Annotated in this window: 20 protein-coding genes; 9 read left to right on the top strand and 11 right to left on the bottom strand. The window is 63.0% G+C overall.

The window, feature by feature from the left end; translation table 11 throughout:
• The first annotated feature begins 1,042 nt into the window (after positions 1–1,042).
• The 4 genes from rpsA to JI744_RS17195 all read left to right on the top strand — a co-directional run bounded on the left by rpsA (position 1,043) and on the right by JI744_RS17195 (position 4,373).
• On the top strand, positions 1,043–2,821 hold the full coding sequence (gene rpsA, locus JI744_RS17210; RefSeq protein WP_268885816.1) for a 30S ribosomal protein S1: 1,779 nt from the start codon (positions 1,043–1,045) through the stop codon (positions 2,819–2,821).
• Between the two features lie 180 nt (positions 2,822–3,001).
• A complete protein-coding gene (gene ihfB / locus JI744_RS17205; protein WP_202662414.1) occupies positions 3,002–3,286 on the top strand; it encodes an integration host factor subunit beta in 285 nt (94 codons plus the stop codon).
• Between the two features lie 61 nt (positions 3,287–3,347).
• Entirely contained in the window at positions 3,348–3,710 is a 363-nt protein-coding gene (locus JI744_RS17200) for a LapA family protein (RefSeq protein WP_202662413.1), read from the top strand.
• Complete coding sequence (locus tag JI744_RS17195) at positions 3,711–4,373, top strand: phosphoribosylanthranilate isomerase (RefSeq protein ID WP_202662412.1); 663 nt, start codon at positions 3,711–3,713, stop codon at positions 4,371–4,373.
• A 72-nt stretch (positions 4,374–4,445) separates the two neighbouring features.
• Here the strand turns inward: JI744_RS17195 and JI744_RS17190 are convergent, their stop codons facing one another.
• The 5 genes from JI744_RS17190 to JI744_RS17170 form a co-directional block, all read right to left on the bottom strand.
• A complete protein-coding gene (locus JI744_RS17190; protein WP_202662411.1) occupies positions 4,446–4,682 on the bottom strand; it encodes an Lrp/AsnC family transcriptional regulator in 237 nt (78 codons plus the stop codon).
• A 111-nt stretch (positions 4,683–4,793) separates the two neighbouring features.
• Complete coding sequence (locus tag JI744_RS17185; RefSeq protein WP_202662410.1) at positions 4,794–6,323, bottom strand: ATP-dependent DNA helicase; 1,530 nt, start codon at positions 6,321–6,323, stop codon at positions 4,794–4,796.
• 39 nt (positions 6,324–6,362) lie between these two features.
• On the bottom strand, positions 6,363–6,542 hold the full coding sequence (locus JI744_RS17180; protein WP_202662409.1) for a hypothetical protein: 180 nt from the start codon (positions 6,540–6,542) through the stop codon (positions 6,363–6,365).
• A gap of 157 nt (positions 6,543–6,699) precedes the next feature.
• On the bottom strand, positions 6,700–7,992 hold the full coding sequence (gene ccrA, locus JI744_RS17175; RefSeq protein ID WP_202662408.1) for a crotonyl-CoA carboxylase/reductase: 1,293 nt from the start codon (positions 7,990–7,992) through the stop codon (positions 6,700–6,702).
• Between the two features lie 107 nt (positions 7,993–8,099).
• Positions 8,100–9,500 carry a 1-acyl-sn-glycerol-3-phosphate acyltransferase gene (locus tag JI744_RS17170; protein WP_328757513.1) on the bottom strand — a complete coding sequence of 467 codons (1,401 nt, stop codon included), beginning with the start codon at positions 9,498–9,500 and terminating at the stop codon, positions 8,100–8,102.
• 104 nt (positions 9,501–9,604) lie between these two features.
• Here JI744_RS17170 and JI744_RS17165 point away from each other — a divergent pair, with 104 nt between their 5' ends.
• Positions 9,605–11,569, top strand: coding sequence for a protein meaA (locus JI744_RS17165; RefSeq protein WP_202662407.1), 1,965 nt, complete (start codon positions 9,605–9,607; stop codon positions 11,567–11,569).
• Positions 11,570–11,649: 80 nt separating this feature from the next.
• Complete coding sequence (locus JI744_RS17160; RefSeq protein ID WP_202662406.1) at positions 11,650–12,012, top strand: DUF1127 domain-containing protein; 363 nt, start codon at positions 11,650–11,652, stop codon at positions 12,010–12,012.
• A gap of 4 nt (positions 12,013–12,016) precedes the next feature.
• Here the strand turns inward: JI744_RS17160 and JI744_RS17155 are convergent, their stop codons facing one another.
• Positions 12,017–12,307: an alkylphosphonate utilization protein gene (locus JI744_RS17155; protein ID WP_202662405.1), complete on the bottom strand. Its 291-nt coding sequence runs from the start codon at positions 12,305–12,307 to the stop codon at positions 12,017–12,019.
• A 113-nt stretch (positions 12,308–12,420) separates the two neighbouring features.
• Here JI744_RS17155 and deoD point away from each other — a divergent pair, with 113 nt between their 5' ends.
• Entirely contained in the window at positions 12,421–13,125 is a 705-nt protein-coding gene (deoD, locus tag JI744_RS17150; RefSeq protein WP_202662404.1) for a purine-nucleoside phosphorylase, read from the top strand.
• On the opposite strand, the gene JI744_RS17145 is transcribed toward deoD, so the two are convergent.
• Complete coding sequence (locus JI744_RS17145; RefSeq protein ID WP_202662403.1) at positions 13,118–13,984, bottom strand: LysR family transcriptional regulator; 867 nt, start codon at positions 13,982–13,984, stop codon at positions 13,118–13,120. The genes deoD and JI744_RS17145 overlap by 8 nt on opposite strands.
• Positions 13,985–14,071: 87 nt before the next feature.
• On the opposite strand from JI744_RS17145, the gene JI744_RS17140 reads away from it, so the two are divergent.
• Together JI744_RS17140 and JI744_RS17135 are read left to right on the top strand one after the other, a co-directional pair.
• Positions 14,072–15,391: a serine hydroxymethyltransferase gene (locus JI744_RS17140; protein WP_202662402.1), complete on the top strand. Its 1,320-nt coding sequence runs from the start codon at positions 14,072–14,074 to the stop codon at positions 15,389–15,391.
• A 52-nt stretch (positions 15,392–15,443) separates the two neighbouring features.
• The gene (locus JI744_RS17135; RefSeq protein WP_202662401.1) at positions 15,444–16,418 is read left to right on the top strand and encodes an aldo/keto reductase; all 975 of its coding nucleotides are present in this window, start codon (positions 15,444–15,446) and stop codon (positions 16,416–16,418) included.
• A 75-nt stretch (positions 16,419–16,493) separates the two neighbouring features.
• Here JI744_RS17135 and JI744_RS17130 read toward each other — a convergent pair whose 3' ends face one another.
• From JI744_RS17130 to JI744_RS17115, 4 genes are all read right to left on the bottom strand, one after another.
• Positions 16,494–17,357, bottom strand: coding sequence for an urea carboxylase-associated family protein (locus JI744_RS17130; RefSeq protein WP_202662400.1), 864 nt, complete (start codon positions 17,355–17,357; stop codon positions 16,494–16,496).
• 10 nt (positions 17,358–17,367) lie between these two features.
• Positions 17,368–17,580: a hypothetical protein gene (locus JI744_RS17125; protein WP_202662399.1), complete on the bottom strand. Its 213-nt coding sequence runs from the start codon at positions 17,578–17,580 to the stop codon at positions 17,368–17,370.
• A gap of 41 nt (positions 17,581–17,621) precedes the next feature.
• Entirely contained in the window at positions 17,622–18,278 is a 657-nt protein-coding gene (locus tag JI744_RS17120; RefSeq protein ID WP_202662398.1) for an acyl-homoserine-lactone synthase, read from the bottom strand.
• A 123-nt stretch (positions 18,279–18,401) separates the two neighbouring features.
• Positions 18,402–19,013 carry a helix-turn-helix transcriptional regulator gene (locus tag JI744_RS17115; protein WP_202662397.1) on the bottom strand — a complete coding sequence of 204 codons (612 nt, stop codon included), beginning with the start codon at positions 19,011–19,013 and terminating at the stop codon, positions 18,402–18,404.
• Positions 19,014–19,058: the final 45 nt, after the last annotated feature.

The raw sequence follows: 19,058 nt of genomic DNA, 5'->3' as shown, positions 1-19,058 counted from the left end.
GATTGCCGCCAAGACCGGCCCGGCGCGGATTGTGTTTCACCTGACCCCGAAGAACCTTGAGGTCTGGCCAGAGATCCGCCGCCCCCCCTTGGCCAACCGGATGATCGAGGCGCTGGCAGGCTATGACATCGATATCTCGGCCGTGCTGCGGCGCGAGATTTTTCGCAAGCCCAATCAGGCGAGGGCCGATGGCAACCTGCATCTGATCGAGGGCGGGCAGGTCAAATGCACCGGCTGGCTGAACATCGCGCTGGCCTATTTGCAGGGCTATTTTCACGCCGACCCCGAGGGGACGCTGGCCGACAGCTCTGCCCGTCATGCGGTGTTTGATGCGGCGGCGGTGGATGTAGCCGCGGCGCGTGCATTTTGCGACGGGTTGCGCCAGCGGTTCGTTCTGGCGCGCAAGTCTCGCTATAAACAGCCGCGCCAGTTCACCCTTGTGCCGCAGGGCTGCATCGCGGTGTTCCTGCAAGGGATTGAGCCGTCGAACCTTGCCCAGCACTTCATGTCGTCGGAAGACATGGTGCGCGCGGTCGTTGACGCGGCGGGCGACCGGCCCGTGGTGGTCAAGCTGCACCCCCTTGCCCGCGAACCGGGGCTGCGCACGCTGGCGCGGCTGGCCGATGACGGGCTGGACCTGCCGCCGATAGAGGCGAATATCCATGATGTGCTGGCGGCCTGCGATGTGACCGTCTCGTTCAACTCTGCCGCGTCGGTCGAGGGGTTGCTGCACGGCAAGCCCGCCGTCCTGTGCGGGCGGGCCGATTTTGCCCAATTGGTGCAAACCGCCCCCCGCCCCGAAGATGTGGCCGACGCCCTGCACCGCGCGCTGGCCGGCCCGCGTGATTTTGACCGCGCGCTTTACTGGTATTTCACCCGTCACACGCTGGATATCGACAGCCCGGGTTTCGAAGGCCGCCTGTTCGCCCATCTGGCGCGCTTTGGCTTTCCACGCGAACGCTTTGGCCTGCCGCCCCGCTAGATTGGCCGCTTTCGCTTGCCCCCACCCCGCTTTGCCGCTATAGCGCCGCCATCCCGCAGGATGCGCCCGGTTTTCCGGGCTGCTTGCCATTGCGGGGCCACCAAAGACCGGCGGAGCCAACCGCATGGCCAGAAAAACCGTGAAAAGGATATAACTCGCATGTGCGCCAAGAACGCTATGGAAGAATTTGAAGCCCTTTTGAAAGAGAGCTTCGAGATTGACACCCCCGAAGAGGGTTCGGTTGTCAAAGGCAAGGTCATCGCCATCGAGGCGGGCCAGGCCATCATCGACGTCGGCTACAAGATGGAAGGCCGCGTTGATCTGAAAGAATTCGCAAACCCCGGCGAACAGCCCAACATCAATGTTGGCGATGAAGTCGAGGTTTATCTGGACCGCGTGGAAAATGCCCGTGGTGAAGCCCAGATCAGCCGCGAAAAAGCCAAGCGCGAAGAAGCCTGGGACCGTCTGGAAAAGGCCTATGCCGCCGAGACCCGCGTCGATGGCGCGATCTTTGGCCGCGTCAAAGGTGGCTTTACCGTCGATCTGGGTGGCGCTGTGGCGTTCCTTCCGGGTTCGCAGGTTGATGTGCGCCCCGTGCGTGATGCTGGCCCGCTGATGGGCATGAAGCAGCCGTTCCAGATTCTGAAAATGGACCGTCGCCGTGGCAACATCGTTGTGTCGCGCCGCGCCATTCTGGAAGAAAGCCGCGCCGAACAGCGCGCCGAAGTCATTGGCAACCTGACCGAAGGTCAGATCGTCGATGGCGTGGTCAAGAACATCACCGAATACGGTGCCTTCGTTGACCTCGGTGGCGTTGACGGCCTGCTGCACGTCACCGACATGGCTTGGCGTCGCGTCAACCACCCGTCAGAAATCCTGTCGATCGGCGAGACCGTCAAGGTTCAGGTCATCAAGATCAACAAGGAAACCCACCGTATTTCGCTGGGCATGAAGCAACTGCAATCCGATCCGTGGGATGCTGTTGAAAAGGCCTATCCGCTGGGTTCGGTCCACAAGGGCCGTGTCACCAACATCACCGATTACGGCGCCTTCGTGGAGCTGGAAGCCGGTGTCGAAGGTCTGGTCCACGTCTCGGAAATGAGCTGGACCAAGAAGAACGTCCACCCCGGCAAGATCGTTTCGACCTCGCAAGAGGTTGACGTCATGGTTCTGGAAATCGACAGCGCCAAGCGCCGCGTTTCCCTGGGCCTCAAGCAGACCCAGCGCAACCCGTGGGAAGTGTTCGCCGAAACCCATCCGGTGGGCGCGATCATCGAAGGCGAAGTCAAGAACATCACCGAATTCGGTCTGTTCGTCGGCCTCGACAACGACATCGACGGCATGGTTCACCTGTCCGACCTGTCGTGGGACCAGCGCGGCGAAGACGCGATCCAGAACTACCGCAAGGGCGATACCGTCAAGGCCGCCGTTTCGGAAGTTGACGTCGAGAAAGAGCGTATCTCGCTGTCGATCAAGGCTGTTGGCGAAGACACCTTCACCGACGCTGTTGATGGCGTGAAGCGTGGCTCGATCGTGACCGTCGAAGTGACCGCCATCGAAGAAGGCGGCATCGAGGTGGAATACAACGGCGCCAAGTCGTTCATCCGCCGTTCGGACCTGAGCCGTGATCGTGGCGACCAGCGCCCCGAGCGTTTCTCGGTCGGCGACAAGATCGACGTGCGCGTGACCAACATCGACCCCAAGACCCGTCGTCTGGGCCTGTCGATCAAGGCACGCGAGATTGCCGAAGAGAAAGAAGCCGTGGAACAGTATGGCTCGTCCGATTCGGGCGCCTCGCTGGGCGATATCCTTGGCGCGGCCCTGAAGGACCGCAACTGATCGCCACTGGCGACGCCAAAGAAACAATGAAAGGCCCCGCCCCGGCGGGGCCTTTCGCATTGGTCAACACAATGGCGAAATCGTTTGTGTGACCGCAAATTTCCCCTATAGTCCTAATCGCAAAGCGTATTCTCACCGAACGGTCGGCCACAGACCGAGGTGGCCACAGGGGGACATCGGATGATCCGATCTGAACTGATCCAGAAGATTGCAGATGAAAATCCGCATCTGACACAGCGTCATGTCGAGCGGATCGTGAACACGGTCTTCGAGGAAATCATCGAGGCGCTGGCCAAGGGCGACCGCGTCGAGTTGCGCGGCTTTGGCGCCTTCTCGGTCAAGGCGCGCGATGCCCGCACCGGGCGCAACCCCCGCACGGGCGAGGCGGTTCAGGTCGATCAGAAGAAGGTGCCCTTCTTCAAGACCGGCAAACTGCTGCGCGAACGGCTGAACGGCGCCGAATAGTCGCCTTGCGCCTTGGCCCGCGCTGGCCGATAAAGGCCCGACAGTCATTGCCGGGGCCACCATGTTTCGATACCTGCGCTATCTGATCCTTGCCGCACTGGCGCTGATCTTGCTGACGGTGGCAATTGCCAACCGTTCGGTGGTCACGCTCAAGGCGCTGCCAGCGGGGCTTGCCGCGTTGCTGGGATGGGATTGCCAGATCGACCTGCCGCTGTTCCTGATCATCTTGGGTTCAGTGGCATTTGGCATCCTGATCGGCTTCTTCTGGGAATGGGCGCGCGAACACAAACACCGCAGCGCCGCACGGCAAGGATCGCGGCAGGTCACGCAGTTGGAGCGGGAACTGGCGGTTCTAAAGGATTCGACCAGTACCCCGCCCAAGGACGAGATCCTCGCCCTGCTCGACAAGCCGAAGGCGCGGTAGATGCCTGACATTCGGGTAAAGATCTGCGGGCTGCGGACGCGGCAAGATGTGGACACCGTGGCGGCGGCCGGTGCCGCCTATGCAGGATTCGTGTTCTTTGCTAAATCGCCCCGCAATCTGACAATTCCCGAAGCGCGCGAACTGACGCTGTGGGCACCCGACGGATTGTGCAAGGTGGCGCTGGTGGTCGATGCCGATGATGCCACGCTGGATGCGATTGTCGAGGCGGTGCCGCTGGACATGCTGCAACTGCACGGCCGCGAAACGCCCGACCGCGTGGCCGAGGTGCGTGCCCGCTATGGCCTGCCGGTGATGAAGGCTTTGGGTGTTGCGGATGAGGGCGACCTTGCGCCGCTGCTGGACTATTCGCTGGTGGCTGACCAGTTGCTGATCGATGCCAAGCCCCCCAAGGGTGCCGCCCTGCCCGGCGGCAACGGGATAACCTTTGACTGGCGGCTGGTGGCGCAGCGCCGCTGGCTGCGCCCGTGGATGCTGGCCGGCGGGCTGAACCCCGAGAACGTGGCCGAGGCGGTGAGGCTGACCAATGCACGGCAGGTCGATGTATCATCCGGGGTGGAAAGCGCGCCGGGGTTGAAGGACCATGCGCGCATCGCGGCCTTTGTGCGCGCAGCACGGGCCGATGGGCCGCCGATCCTGCGGTGAAGGTTGTGGAATGGTGCGTGAAATCACGCACCCTACGGTGCCATGGTAGGGTGCGTGCTTTGCGCGCACCAATTAAAACGCCTTGAAGGTCATCGTCGTCAGAGTGCGCTGGATGCCCGGAATGTCGAACAGCTTTGACGACAGATAGTGGCCGACATCTTCCTCGTCCGGGATATAGACCTTGGCGATCAGGTCATATTCGCCACTGGTCGAATAAAGCTCGCTGACCACCTCTCGGTCATAGATCGCCTCGGCGACCTCATAGGTCTTGCCGGGGGTGCAGCGGAACTGAACGAAGACGCAGCGCATGGGGTTTCCTTTGTCGGGCCGAAGGCCGGGGGTTTCACACCCCCGGACCCCCGTGGAGTATCTGGAAAGGCGCAAATGCGACCTTTGCCATGGTGTAGCCCAGCACGGGCCTTACGAAAAGTCTTCCTGCGTTTCCAGCTTCAAAGGCGCGGGGGCCTGGCGCAGATCGTCGATGGTCAGGGCAGATTGCGGGCGGGCAAGGCGGTTGCGCACGATCCAGAACAGCCGCTTTTCGGCGCGGGTGATCGCCACATAGGCCAGACGTTTCCACAGGGGCAGGCCCGCCTCGGTTCGGCCCGCGGCGGCGGCGGCGTAAAGATCGGGGGCAAAGACCTGCACATTTTCCCACTGGCTGCCCTGCGCCTTGTGGATGGTGACCGCCGCGCCATGCAGGAAGGCGGCTCCCATGGTGGCGGCATGTGGGATGAAAGGTTCCTCTTCATCCGGCTTTTCGATCTTGATGATGCTGGCCGCCGAAAACTGCGGGTCTTCGGCGCCGATCACATGCAGCTTGGCAAAGCCCGTTCGGTTGCCGGGGCCAAGATAGATGACCTGCGCGCCTTTGATCAGACCCCGCGCCTCCAGATCGATGCGCTTTTTGCGGTGTTTCAGGGGCAGTTCGATCCCATCGCAAATCAGCGGTTCGCCGGGCACCAGATCGTCATCGGGTGCGCCATAAGCGGTGCGGAAAGCGGTGATCAGGCGGATGCGGGTGGCGTTGCGCCACACAAGGACCGGGCTGCGCGCCATCATCTCGGCATCGACCCGCTCGGCCCAGACCACGCGGTCATCAGCGCGGGATTTTTGTTCGACCAGCCGCTCAAAATCCTCAAACCCGATACTGTCATCGGCCAGCGCATGGGCCAGATCAAGGATCGGGTTGTCCTGGGTTTGCCGGTGGATGCGGTGCAGGATCAGCTTGGCAGGCTGGGCCAGCTTGTCGAACACCATGGCACCCGACTGGCCCACCGGCGCAAGCTGCGCCGGATCGCCGAACATCACAAGTATGGGGAAGATTTCTTTCAGATCTTCGAACTGGCGTTCGTCCAGCATTGAGCTTTCATCGACAAAGCCGACATCCAGCGGCTCTTCCCGGCGTTTCCAGCCCTTGATAAAATCGGACCCGCGCAGACCCGCCGCCGCCAGCGCGCCGGGAACCGAGGCGACCTGTTGGTAAAAGGCATGGGCGCGGTCCAGCGCCTGGTCGGTCAGCCCTTCGACCACTGGGCGGTCACCCTGCCCTGTCAGCCATTCGGCGATACGTTCGTATTGCGGGTCATAGACCGGCGTATAAAGGATACGGTGGATCGTGGTGGCGGGCACCCCGCGCATCCGCAGCACCGATGCCGCCTTGTTGGTAGGAGCCAGAACCGCCAGAGTGCGCCGCTCTTTGCGTTTGCGCCCTTCGTAATCGCCCGAGACGATTTCAACGCCCGCCGCCTGCATCGCTTTGGTCAGTTGCGCCAAAAGCAGCGTCTTGCCCGACCCGGCCTTGCCGATCACAGCCAGCACCGAGGCCCGGCCTTCGGCGCGCGGCGACAACTCGCCGTTTTCAAGGTCGATGCCCATGGACATCAGATCGGCCGCGACACGGTCGAAGGCTTCGGCCTGGTCGTCGGAAAAGGTCACATTGGGCAGCATGGCGCAACCCTAGGCCATGGCACCGGGAAGAGCCAGACGCTAATGCGGCAGAACGAAGGGCGCGCCGTCGGGGGGATCGCCATCAGTCCCCCGCGCGATCAATTCCAGTTCTGCGGTGCGCAGCGCCTCTTCCGCCTTGGCGGCGAGGGCGGGCAAACCATTGGCCGAAGCATAGGCCTGCAAGTCCCGTAGGACATCGAAGATCCAGTCGTGGTGCATCGAGTCCCCGAACCTGCCGCCACCGTTTTACGCGGATCATCGCCATGACGGAAACAATTTGGCCGCCATGGCAAGAATGATCCCACATCGTGGATAGTGGCGGGATTCGGGGAGCAATAGCAATGCCGCACCCGCAAGGGTTGCGGCATTTCCGTGATCAGCGACGCAGACTCGCCTCCAGCGTGTCTTCAAACGTGCGCAACCCAGTGCGCGGGGCCTGAACCAGCACCGCCATGTTGCCCGGCTTGTGCTTGTTCTTCAGCATCAGCATATGGGCGGCGGGAATTTCGGCCCAAGGGAACACCTCTGACATCGAGGGGTCTAGCCGGCGTTCGCACATCAGCTTGTTGGCCGCTGCCGCCTGCTTCAAATGCGCAAAGTGCGACCCTTGCAGGCGCTTTTGGTGCATCCACATATAGCGCACGTCAAAGGTGCAGTTAAAGCCGCTGGTCCCGGCGCAAATCACGACCATGCCGCCCTTTTTGCACACCAGAGACGAGACCGGGAACGTCGCTTCACCCGGATGTTCGAACACCATATCGACGTTCACACCCTTGCCAGTGATGTCCCAGATCGCCTTGCCGAACTTGCGGGCCTCTTTCAGCCAAGCATTGTATTCTTCGGAATTGACCTTGGGCAGCTGGCCCCAACATTTGAAGTCATTGCGGTTGATGACGCCCTTGGCCCCCAGTCCCATGACGAAATCGCGCTTGGATTCGTCGCTGATCACGCCGATCGCATTGGCGCCTGCGGTGTTGATCAACTGGATCGCGAAAGACCCCAGACCGCCCGAAGCACCCCAGACCAGCACATTCTGGCCGGGTTGCAGATCATGCGGCGGGTGGCCGAACAACATCCGGTAGGCCGTGGCCAGCGTCAGGGTATAGCAGGCCGATTCTTCCCAGGTCAGATGGCGGGGGCGCGGCATCAACTGCTGGGCCTGAACCTTGGTGAACTGCGCGAAAGAACCATCGGGGGTCTCATAGCCCCAGATCCGCTGGCTGGGCGAGAACATCGGGTCGCCACCGTTGCATTCTTCATCGTCGCCGTCGTCCTGATTGCAGTGGATCACCACCTCATCGCCGACTTTCCAGCGTTTGACCTTGTCGCCCACCGCCCAGATGATGCCCGAGGCATCAGAACCTGCGATGTGGAACGGCTGCTTGTGGCCATCAAACGGGCTGATCGGCACGCCCAGCGCGGCCCAGACGCCATTATAGTTGACGCCCGCCGCCATCACCAGAACCAGCACTTCGTTGCTGTCCAGCTTCCAGGTATCGACCACTTCGACCTGCATCGCTTTGTCGGGGTCGCCGTGGCGGTCCTGCCGGATTGACCAAGCATACATCTTGGCCGGGACATGACCGAGGGGCGGCATCTCGCCAATTTCATACAGGTCTTTCACCGGCGCGTCATAGGGCGCTATCGGGCTGATCGTATCCAATGCCATCGGGGCCTCCTGTTCGCTCTGCCGCACCGCAGAATCGGGGCGGGGATGGCGAAGGAATATGGCCGCGCGCGCAATTTTGCAATACTACTATGGCAGATATTGTAATTTTATGTCTTCTGCGTCGCAGCGTCACCTTGCAGCCGCTGCTGTACCGCTGCGGCATAAAAGGCCAGGACAGGGGCCGATCCGGGCGTTGGTTGCAGGGCGTCGTCCACCAGACCGCGCTTTTGGAATGGCACCAGCCCTTCGGCGACGGTGGCGGCGAATCCCTGCGGTGCCAGACGCAGCACCGCGCCCTGCCCTTCCAGCTTTGCAGCAAGACGCTCTACTTCGGTTGCCAAAGCGATAAGATCGGCGGGCTGATTGATCAGTGCGGCGGCCACCAGCGGGCCGGGCGTAACCGGCACAACGCGGGCAATCTCGGCCATCAGGCTGGCCGCCAGCGTTTCAACAGCAGCGCCGGGGGTCCGCTCATAATACGCGCGCAAGGACACCGGCGCGCCAAATCCGGCGGCGGCCGTTCCAAACCCCGGAAACCGGCCGCGCAGGATTTTCCACAGCACCCGCGCGCCAAACCAAGCGGTGGTCAGCAACTTGCCACGAAACCGCCGTTCCCCACTTGCCGCCGCTTGCACCAGAATCCGGTCCTCCAGCACCCGGTCATAGCCCAGACCCACCGGCACAAAGACCACATCGCGCCCGTCGGGCGAATAGGCCGAAACGATGTAACTCAGCAGCCCCAGCTTTGCCGCGCCCACACGGCCATCCAGAGACAGCCCGCCTTCGGGGAAAATCGCCTGCGTCGTGCCCTCTTCTGTCGCCATCTGCACGAAGCGCGCCAGAACCCGGCGATAGAGGGTATTGCGCGATTTACGGCGGATGAAATAGGCGCCCATCCCGCGGATCAGCCCCGAAAACGGCCAGATCCGCGCCCATTCCCCCACCGCATAGGCCAAGGCCGAGCGGTTGGCCACCAGCCATGTCACCAGCACATAATCCATGTTCGAGCGATGGTTCATCACGAAAACCACCGTGGCGCGCGGGTCGATCAGGCTCAGCTCCTTGTCGACCCTGCCCACGCGCACCCGATACAGCCCACGCGACAGCCACCGCGCCAGCCGGATCGCAACGCCAAAATACAGCGTCGCCGAGAAGGAAGGCACGATTTCGCGCGCATAGCGGCGGGCCATTTCAAAGGCGACCTCAGGCGGAATGCTGGCTTCGGCGGCGTAATCCGTCACCGCCTCCAGCACCTTGGGGTCATAGGACAGCCGGACGATCATGTCCTGCCGCCGGGCAAGTTTGAACAGCTCGATCGGCCGGTCCAGCCGCGCGTTCAGCCGCGCCAGCGCTTTTTCCGCCCGCCGCCGGAAGAACCAGCGCACCGAGGGGAACAGGAAATGAGAGGCAAATGTGACCCCGGCAAAGCCAAGGATCAGAACCAAAAGCCACAGGGGAAGCGCAACCGGCTGGAACATCGCGCCAGCCTTGCCGGAAAGTCGCAGCACGTCAAACGCCCACGCCGCAGCGCAGCGATTGACAACGGCGGAAAATGTCGCCTATCTGGCACCTGACGAAATAATCTTGCCGACAAGATTCAGGAGGGCCGGTGATGCAGGCGCAGAAGGAAACCCCGTGGCTGTTCCGCACCTATGCGGGCCATTCGACCGCATCGGCCTCGAACGCGCTGTATCGCAACAACCTTGCCAAGGGACAGACCGGGCTGTCCGTGGCCTTCGACCTGCCTACCCAGACCGGCTATGATAGTGACCACGAACTGGCGCGTGGCGAGGTCGGCAAGGTCGGCGTTCCCATCAGCCATCTGGGCGACATGCGGGCGCTGTTCGCGGATATTCCGCTGGAGCAGATGAACACCTCTATGACGATCAACGCCACGGCGCCGTGGCTGTTGTCGCTGTATATCGCGGTGGCCGAGGAACAGGGGGCCGATGTGGCCGCCCTGCAAGGCACCGTTCAGAACGACATCATCAAGGAATACCTAAGCCGCGGCACCTATATCTGTCCGCCCAAGCCCAGCCTTCGGATGATCGCCGATATCGCGGCCTATACGCAAAAGAACCTGCCGAAATGGAACCCGATGAACGTGTGTTCCTATCACCTGCAAGAGGCGGGGGCGACGCCGGAACAGGAGCTGGCCTTTGCCCTTGCCACCGCCTGCGCCGTACTGGATGACCTGAAGGGCAAGGTGGCGGCGGAAGATTTCCCCAATATGGTCGGGCGGATTTCGTTCTTCGTGAACGCGGGCATCCGCTTCGTGACCGAGATGTGCAAGATGCGCGCCTTTGTCGATCTGTGGGATGAGTTGCTGCTGGAACGCTATGGCGTCACCGACGCCAAGTATCGCCGCTTCCGCTATGGCGTGCAGGTGAACAGCCTTGGCCTGACCGAGCAGCAGCCGGAAAACAACGTCTACCGCATCCTCTTGGAAACGCTGGCCGTCACCCTGTCGAAAAAGGCCCGGGCGCGGGCCGTGCAACTGCCTGCGTGGAACGAGGCGCTTGGCCTGCCGCGTCCATGGGATCAGCAATGGTCGCTGCGGATGCAGCAGATCCTCGCCTATGAGACCGACCTTCTGGAATATGGCGACCTGTTCGACGGCAACCCGGTGGTGGACGCCAAGGTTACGGCGTTGAAGGAAGGGGCCCGCGCCGAACTGGCGCAGATCGACGCGATGGGCGGCGCGGTGGCCGCCATCGACTATATGAAGGGCCGTCTGGTCGAGTCGAATGCCGAGCGCATCGCCCGGATTGAGGCAAAGGAAACCGTGGTCGTCGGCGTCAACCGCTGGACCGAGGCCGCGCCCTCACCGCTGACCGCAGGCGATGGCGCAATCATGGTGGTGGATGAGGCGGCCGAGGCCGACCAGATCGCGCGGCTGAAGGCGTGGCGCAGCACCCGTGACAATGCCAAGGTGCAGGCGGCATTGGAGGCCGTGCGGCAGGCGGCGCAAACCGGCAGCAACATCATGCCGCCCTCGATCGCCGCCGCCAAGGCGGGCGCCACCACCGGCGAGTGGGGCGCGGTCGTTCGTGCCGCCTTTGGCGAATACCGGGCCCCCACGGGCGTGTCACGCAACCCATCGAACCGTACCGAGGGGCTGGAATCGATCCGCGAAGCGGTCGATGCCGTTTCCACCAAGTTGGGCCGTCGCCTGAAATTCCTTGTCGGAAAACCGGGGCTGGACGGCCATTCCAACGGCGCCGAACAAATCGCCGCCCGTGCCCGCGATGTGGGCATGGACATCACCTATGAGGGCATCCGCCTGACGCCATCGGAAATCGTCGCGCGCGCAGCCGAGGAAAACGCCCATGTCGTCGGCCTGTCGATCCTGTCGGGCAGCCACCTGCCCCTGATTGCCGAGGTGATGGAGCGGATGCGCGCCACCGGGCAGGCCGACACCCCGGTGATCGTCGGCGGCATCATCCCCGAAGAGGACGCCCGCGCCCTGCGCGCGATGGGGGTGGCGGCGGTCTATACGCCCAAGGATTTTGAGCTGAACCGCATCATGCTGGATATTGCCCGCATCGTTGACGAAATCTCGTCAAAAGCGGCCTGATCAGCAGCGGCGGTTTGCGCCAGATCAAAGTGCCTGCGCACATCTGTGCCATTCCTTGCGCCATCGCACAGGAGGCGCAAATGTTTGAACGGATCAAGGCACTTATTCACCGCTGGGACGAAATCCGCGAGGTCGATGCGATGAGCGACCGCGACCTTGATGACATCGGCCTGTCGCGCGCGCAGTTGGAAGAGTTCGTGCGCATGCCGCATGACCTCGACAAGCGGGTGACGGCCATGGCCGCAATCTTTGGCGTCGATGAAACCGCGCTGCGCCAGGACCACGGCCACCTGATCGACATGCTGCACACCTGCGGCCACTGCGAACATCGCGGGGCCTGCGCGCTGGTGCTGGAACGAGGCGAGTTGTCGCGCCCGCGCGATGCAGGCTTTTGCCCGAACGCGGCAGATTTCACGCAAATAGCCGCAAAAGCCGCCGCCTGAAGGGTCACCGCTTGCGGACGAACTCTGTCCGCAAGACCAACCCTTTGATCGTATCGTGGCGGCAGTCGATTTCCTCATCGCTGTCGGTCAGGCGGATCGACCGGATGACGGTGCCCTGCTTCAGCGTGGTCGAGGTGCCCTTGACCTTGAGATCCTTGATCAGCGTAACGGAATCGCCGTCGGCCAGCGGATTGCCGGCGGCATCCACGACCTTGCGCACAGCCTCGGCTGCAAGTTCAGCGGCCGGACGCCATTCGCCGGTGGCCTCGTCATAGACGTAATCATCGTCGGCCATGGGACGCTCCTTGCTTGACAGGACGCGGATACGCATCCGCGCCACCAAGCGCAACCCCGCCCCTTCCTTGTGCGTCACCAAGACGCTAGCCTTGCGAAAAGCATGAGGGCCACATGACATTCCACATCGGTGCGAAACCCGGCGAGATTGCCGAAACCGTCCTGTTGCCGGGCGACCCATACCGCGCCCGCTGGGCGGCGCAAAAGTATCTGGAGAACCCGGTTCTGGTGAACGAGGTGCGGGGCATGCTGGGCTATACCGGCACCTGGCGCGGGCACCGCGTGACCATTCACGGCAGCGGTATGGGCATGCCATCGCTGTCGATCTATGCCAACGAACTGATCCGCGACTATGGCGCGCAAACCCTGATCCGCATCGGGTCGGCGGGGGCGATGCAGCCCCATGTCAAGGTGCGCGATGTGGTATTGGCGCAGGCGGCCTCGACCCTTGGAAGCCCGTCACAGGCCATGTTTCGGGAATTGCACTTTGCCCCCGTTGCCGATTTTGGCCTGCTGACAGCGGCGCACAAGGCGGCGCAAAGCATCGGTGTGCCGGTGCATGTGGGCGGCATCTATTCCTCAGATACCTTCTATGACGAACGCCCCGATCTGAATGAACAACTACAGCGCCATGGTTGTCTGTGCGTGGAAATGGAGGCGGCGGAACTGTATCACCTTGCTGCCCGCCATGGTCGTCGCGCGCTGGCGGTGCTGACCATTTCCGACCACCTGCTGACGCAGGAGGCCCTACCCGCCGACCAGCGCGAAACCAGTTTCGGCGCGATGGTCGAAGTGGCGCTGGAGGCGGCCTTCAGCTAGCGCCCAGCGCTCGGGCCACCCGGCCCACCGGATGCCCGGCACGGAGCGACCGGGCCGACCACAACCGCAGCGCCTGTGGCAGCTTTACCCGCTGCGACAGCGGGGCCACCAGCGTGCCGCGTTGCAAATGCCCCGCCACCAAAGCCCCGTGCGCCATCAGCACCCCAGCACCATTCGCCGCCTCTTCCACTGCCAGCGCATAAAGCGAAAAGACCGGCCCGCGCGGGGCAAAGGGCTTGCCGGGCATGGCCTGCGCCGACCAAAGCTGCCAATCCCCGGCCCATGCCAGATCAATCAGGCAGGGCAGCGTGTTCAAATCCTCGGGCCGGGCCAGCCGGTTGGCCAAGGCAGGCGCGCAAACCGGGAACAGCCAATCCTCGGCCACCACCTGCCCTTGGTCGCCGGGAAAGAGGCTCAGGTCATAAGGCGCGCGTTTCAGGTTGGGCGGCACCTCCATCGCGGTGATAGAGATCGCAACCTCGGGCATCGCCGCCCGCAAGGCAGGCAGACGGGGCGACAGCCACAGTTGCGCAATGGCGGGCAGGGTGGCGATGTGAACGGCACGGGGGGCTGCTTCGGACCGAAGGTGATGTTGCGCCAGCCCCAGCGCATCGAACGCCTCGGTAAAGCCGGGCAAAACGCGCGCACCCAGCGTCGTCAGTTCCACCCCCTTGGCGCTGCGGGCAAATAGCGCCGCCCCCAGCCGATCCTCCAGCGCCTTCACATGCGCCGTGACCGCGCCGGGCGTCACACCCAGCTCAACAGCCGCGGCTGCAAACCCGCCCAGCCGGGCAGCGGCTTCGAATGCCCGCAAGGCATTCAGCGCAAGGTCTTTGGGGCGAGGTGGCGCAACTGACATGACTTAGATTTCCTAACCCTAGATTTCCAGAAATCTGATTTGCCCGCAAGTCCCCTGCCCCGCATGATCTGGCAAAAGGAGATCGCCATGCCTCACCTCGCCCCCCGCCCCTGGGTGCCCGCCGCCTGCGAAACCTATATCCAAGAGCTTGCCGCGAAAACCGCCGCCCCCTCGGCCCAAGTCGCCGACCGGATCGAGGCGCTGATCCTGCGCAACACCGACATCCACGACCACGATTGCTTCAACCTGAACCCCGCCACCAACATCATGAACCCGCGCGCCGAGGCGGCGCTGGCCCGTGGTCTGGGCAGCCGCCCCAGCCTTGGCTATCCGGGCGACAAATATGAGATGGGGCTGGAGGCGATTGAGGAAATCGAAGTGATCGCCGCCGAACTCGCCGCCGAGGTGTTCGGAGCAAAATATGCCGAGATTCGTGTGGGTTCAGGGGCTTTGGCTAACCTTTATGGCTTCATGTCGCTGACCAAACCGGGCGATGCCATCATTGCGCCGCCCCCGTCGATTGGCGGGCATGTGACGCATCACAAGGCAGGGGTGGCGGGGCTGTATGGGTTGACCACGCACAGCGCCCCGATCAATGCCGATGGCTATACCATCGACATTCCGGCGCTGGCCGAACTGGCAGGGCGGGTACGGCCCAAGGTCATCACCGTTGGCGGTAGCCTGAACCTGTTCCCCCATCCGGTGCGCGAGGTCCGCGCAATTGCCGATGCCGTGGGCGCCAAGGTGCTGTTCGACGCCGCACACCAATGCGGCATCATCGCGGGCGGCGTCTGGGCCAACCCCTTGGCCGAAGGGGCGCATCTGATGACGATGAGCACCTATAAATCCCTTGGCGGCCCAGCGAGCGGCCTGATCGTGACCAATGAGGCGGATATTGCCGAGGCGCTGGATCACATCGCCTTTCCCGGCATGACGGCGAATTTCGACGCGGCAAAATCAGCGGCTCTGGCGATCAGCCTGCTGGATTGGCGCGACTTTGGCGCTGGTTACGCGCAGGCGATGGTGGATCTGGCGCAAGCGTTGGCTGGTGCGCTGGCCCAGCGCGGCCTGCCGGTGTTTGGCGCTGGCCGGGGCATGACGCAAAGCCACCAGTTCGCGATTGAGGCCGCAGCCTTTGGCGGCGGTCAGGCGGCATCGAAAACACTGCGCAAGGCGGGCTTTCTGGCTTGCGGCATCGGCCTGCCGATTGCCGAGGTCGCGGGCGACCTGAACGGTCTGCGCATCGGCACGCCGGAACTGGTGCGGCGCGGGGTGACGGTTGCCAATGTGCCTGCTTTGGCCGATCTGATTGTCGAAGGCCTCCGCGGCAACGATCCAACCGCCGTTGCGCCGCGCACCGCTGCGCTGCGGCAGAAATTTACCGGCCTGCACCACATGCACCCTTGAAACATCCGATTCGCGGGGGTCTATTGCCCTCCCCCCACGAAAAGGACGCATCATGCAGTACCGCAAACTGGGCGCGACCGGGCCGATGGTTTCCGCCATCGGTCTGGGCGCCATGTCATTCGGCGGCATCTTCGGCGCGACGGATGAAGGCGAAAGCTTATCCTGCCTTGATGCCATGCTGGAGACTGGCATCGACTTTATCGACACCGCCAACATCTATGGCATGGGCATCAGCGAAACAGTGATCGGCACATGGCTGGCCAGCCGCAAGCCGCAGGTCACGATTGCCACCAAGGCCAGCTTTGTCGCCGGCCCTGACCGCCGGATCGACAATTCCGAAGCCCATCTGCGGGCCGAGCTTGAGGCGTCGCTGAAACGCCTTGGCCGCGATCATGTGGAGCTGTTCTACATCCACCGCCGCGAACAGTCCCGCCCGCTGGCGGAGGTGGTGGGCACCCTGTCGCGCCTGATTGAAGAGGGCAAGATCGGCGGCTATGGCCTGTCGGAAGTGGCCCCCTATACGATCCGCGCCGCCCATGCGCTGCACCCCGTCACGGCGGTGCAGAACGAATACTCGCTGTGGACACGGGCCCCCGAACTGGGCGTGATCCAGACCTGCAAGGCGCTGGGTATTGCCTTCATCCCCTTCTCGCCGCTGGCGCGCGGGATGCTGGGCGATGCACCGATTGCCCGGCCCGAAGATGGCTTTCGCGGCACCAACCCCCGGTTTTCCGAGCCAAACTTTTCGGCCAATCTTGCGAAACTAACTGCGTTCCGCGCATTTGCCGCCGAACGCGGCTGGTCTACCCCCGCCGCCGCCCTGGCTTGGGTTTTGCAACAGGGCGACCACCTGATCCCCATTCCCGGCACCCGGTATGCCCAGAATCTGCGGCAATGGGTGCAGGCGGCAGAGATCCGTTTCACGCCAGAGGATTGGGCAGAAATCGACCGCCTGCTGCCCCCCGGCTGGGCCGAAGGCGACCGCTATGGCGATCACCAGTTGCTGGCCATCGAACGCTATTGCTGATTTCACATTGGCCCAAATATCCTCGGGGGGGCAGGCGCGGCACGCGCCGTTGGGGGGCGGAAAGCCCCCCTTCCGTCACAGGCCATGCGTCCGGTCATAGCCATTTGCGGGCGACGGCTGCCAGCCCGCAGGCGGGGCCTTGGGGCGAAAGACTTCGACCAGCAAGGGATGGCAGGCCGCTTGATCTGACGAATGTTCAGACGAACAATCCCCGCCGGGACAGGCCGACAGCGCGCCCAGCAGATCGACATCGGCAAAGAATTCAATGTAATCACCGGGCCGCACCGGGCTTGCCTTCATGAAATACTGCCCCGTGTCGCGCGTAAAGCCGGTGCACATAAAGACATTCAGCACATCATGCACATGCGTCTCGCAGACCGGCAGCGGCAGGCCGGTGCGGGTGGCCAGCGCGCGGGTCAGGTTGGAATGGCAGCATTGGTGATACTGCCCGCCGTGCGACAACAGGTTGTGGGTATAGGGATCGCAGCGCGTGCCGATCACATCATGAACCGAGCCGCCGAACTCATCGAACCCATACCAGTCCAGCGTATCATCGGTGATCGTCGCCAAGGCCCGCATATATGGCAGGTTCGACCACATCTGATCGCCCGTGCTCAGATGCGTGCCGTGCAGGGCGCGGGTCTTGCCCGAGAAAAACCGCTCTGTCAGGTCTGCGGCGTTCCACAGGTTCAGGTCACCGACCTGCGGGCCATCAACACTGGTGATTCGAAAGAAATGGCCGGCGGGCACATCGAAACAGCGTGCATCGCGGGCGGGCACCAACACTTCTGCCATCTTGGCCCAGCCATCGCGTGCAGTGCGATAAGGGGCCATATCCGGGCGCGGCAGGCTTGAGACCGGATAACAGATCACCGGAGGAATGGCCCGGCGGGCGACGGCATCGGCGGGCGGCATATGATCCGGGTGATCAGGCTTCATCGGCTACTTTCTAGCTTGGGGGCGAGCTTGGGCGCAGACAGTGGCGCGGCTCTTTGCCTTGCGCAACCTGACAAGTCGCCCCGCAGGCGGCACAGCGCCATTGATCGGGGCCAAGGCTGCGATCCACCCGCCACAGGCAATCGCGCGTCAGGGTGCTGCCCCGCCGATCAAACCACATATAGGCAAAGACGCCGACCAGCAGCAAAGGCAAAAGCAGAACCATGCCCCTTCCTGCCACGCAATCTCGCGACGGGAAAGGCCCCGTCAGGCCAGCGCGCCCACCCGGCGTTCGCGCGCGCCAAAGGGAATCGGCTGACACCGCCGCTTGCGGCTGCGTGAATATTCGGCGGGCATCACCAGAACCGCATAGGCGCGCCCATCCTCGCCGTTGCGATAGGTCTCGCCCAGACGTTTGACGTCATAGCCAAGCAGCCGCAGCGCCCGCATCAGCGCCAGCGATGACAGGCAGATCATCTGGCTCGCCCCTGCCGCGCGTGCGGTTTCGACCAGCCCGTCCACGATCAGCTCCAGACATTGCGCGCGGTCGGCCTGCGCGGTTAGCGCGTCGGAAATCACCAGCCGCGTGCATTCCCAGATGGCGGACGAGGCGATCTCGACGCTCATCACATGCGCAGGGATATGCGGCAGCTTGCCCGACCAGGCATCGCGCAGCATGTAGGTGTGGCTGCCCCAGCTTGCCGTGGTGGCCATGGCGCGCGCGCCGCCCACCACCTTGCCATCCATCATCACCAGCGAATACTGCGCCAGAGGCGTGTCATACTGGTCCATCTCCACCTCGTCATTGTGGGGAATATCCCACCCGAGGTCATCGACGAACACCTTCTTGCGCAGTTCAAGGAACTGCCAAAAGGCGGTGCCGTGACGATGCAGGGTCGAAAAATCGAACGTCACGTTGTGCATGGTCCGCTCCTTGGCAAATTCTTTGTCAAGGGCACACTATTACGCTTTAGGTTGAACTTCCTGACGTTTCACACGCTTAAGGTATTGATTTCAGGAAACTCTCCGTTTCCCATTTACCAACTTTCAGAGCAGTCGACGCTGCGCCGCCAGCGATGCGGCCTGCGAAAGGGTTTTGGCACCCAGTTTGCGCTTGGCGTTGTTCAGCCGCGCCTTGACCGCACTTTCCGAAATGTTCAGCAACCCGGCGATCTGTTTCAGCCGCAACCCCTGCGCCTGCATACGCAGCGCCTCAACCTCGGCATGGGTCAGGCCGGGGTCTTCGTCGCGGCCCGAATGCAGCCCGGTCAGAATGCGCAACAGCGCCTCCAACTCGGTCTCGGTGAAATCGCGATCATCGCGGAAGAACAGTCCATAGCTGCGCCGCCCGGCATCGCCCTTGGCCGTGACCGACACCACCGCGCCAAACCCCAGCCCGAACACCCGGGCATGTGCGCGCACATGGCGCGGATCTGGCAGGTCAATGGCAGAGGTTCGAATGGCCCCGGCATTGCGGTAAACCCAGCGCAAGGACGGGTCATCGACCACAAAACCCTCGGCGGTGTAATATTCGACCCAAGGGTCCGGCAGGTGGTTTTCTTCCGCTTCGGGAAAGGAAAAACCAACGCGCAATGCAACATAGAAACCCGATGGTGCGATCAGGTCGATCTGGTCCTTTACGGATTGCAGAAAACTCATCGCGTCAAGACGGTTGCTGTTCCCTGTATCTGGCCGTAGCCTCTA

The organism is Fuscibacter oryzae (assembly GCF_016765795.1).
GTDB lineage: Bacteria > Pseudomonadota > Alphaproteobacteria > Rhodobacterales > Rhodobacteraceae > Fuscibacter > Fuscibacter oryzae.
This window is presented reverse-complemented; position numbering and strand designations above follow the sequence as displayed.

What these genes read in the sequence shown, in the direction of transcription:
- rpsA (WP_268885816.1), top strand. Translation starts at nt 1,043, where the DNA reads ATGCGCCCGGTTTTCCGGGCTGCTTGCCATTGCGGGGCCACCAAAGAC.
- ihfB (WP_202662414.1), top strand. Translation starts at nt 3,002, where the DNA reads ATGATCCGATCTGAACTGATCCAGAAGATTGCAGATGAAAATCCGCAT.
- JI744_RS17200 (WP_202662413.1), top strand. Translation starts at nt 3,348, where the DNA reads ATGTTTCGATACCTGCGCTATCTGATCCTTGCCGCACTGGCGCTGATC.
- JI744_RS17195 (WP_202662412.1), top strand. Translation starts at nt 3,711, where the DNA reads ATGCCTGACATTCGGGTAAAGATCTGCGGGCTGCGGACGCGGCAAGAT.
- JI744_RS17190 (WP_202662411.1), bottom strand. Translation starts at nt 4,682, where the DNA reads ATGCGCTGCGTCTTCGTTCAGTTCCGCTGCACCCCCGGCAAGACCTAT.
- JI744_RS17185 (WP_202662410.1), bottom strand. Translation starts at nt 6,323, where the DNA reads ATGCTGCCCAATGTGACCTTTTCCGACGACCAGGCCGAAGCCTTCGAC.
- JI744_RS17180 (WP_202662409.1), bottom strand. Translation starts at nt 6,542, where the DNA reads ATGCACCACGACTGGATCTTCGATGTCCTACGGGACTTGCAGGCCTAT.
- ccrA (WP_202662408.1), bottom strand. Translation starts at nt 7,992, where the DNA reads ATGGCATTGGATACGATCAGCCCGATAGCGCCCTATGACGCGCCGGTG.
- JI744_RS17165 (WP_202662407.1), top strand. Translation starts at nt 9,605, where the DNA reads ATGCAGGCGCAGAAGGAAACCCCGTGGCTGTTCCGCACCTATGCGGGC.
- JI744_RS17160 (WP_202662406.1), top strand. Translation starts at nt 11,650, where the DNA reads ATGTTTGAACGGATCAAGGCACTTATTCACCGCTGGGACGAAATCCGC.
- JI744_RS17155 (WP_202662405.1), bottom strand. Translation starts at nt 12,307, where the DNA reads ATGGCCGACGATGATTACGTCTATGACGAGGCCACCGGCGAATGGCGT.
- deoD (WP_202662404.1), top strand. Translation starts at nt 12,421, where the DNA reads ATGACATTCCACATCGGTGCGAAACCCGGCGAGATTGCCGAAACCGTC.
- JI744_RS17145 (WP_202662403.1), bottom strand. Translation starts at nt 13,984, where the DNA reads ATGTCAGTTGCGCCACCTCGCCCCAAAGACCTTGCGCTGAATGCCTTG.
- JI744_RS17140 (WP_202662402.1), top strand. Translation starts at nt 14,072, where the DNA reads ATGCCTCACCTCGCCCCCCGCCCCTGGGTGCCCGCCGCCTGCGAAACC.
- JI744_RS17135 (WP_202662401.1), top strand. Translation starts at nt 15,444, where the DNA reads ATGCAGTACCGCAAACTGGGCGCGACCGGGCCGATGGTTTCCGCCATC.
- JI744_RS17130 (WP_202662400.1), bottom strand. Translation starts at nt 17,357, where the DNA reads ATGAAGCCTGATCACCCGGATCATATGCCGCCCGCCGATGCCGTCGCC.
- JI744_RS17125 (WP_202662399.1), bottom strand. Translation starts at nt 17,580, where the DNA reads ATGGTTCTGCTTTTGCCTTTGCTGCTGGTCGGCGTCTTTGCCTATATG.
- JI744_RS17120 (WP_202662398.1), bottom strand. Translation starts at nt 18,278, where the DNA reads ATGCACAACGTGACGTTCGATTTTTCGACCCTGCATCGTCACGGCACC.
- JI744_RS17115 (WP_202662397.1), bottom strand. Translation starts at nt 19,013, where the DNA reads ATGAGTTTTCTGCAATCCGTAAAGGACCAGATCGACCTGATCGCACCA.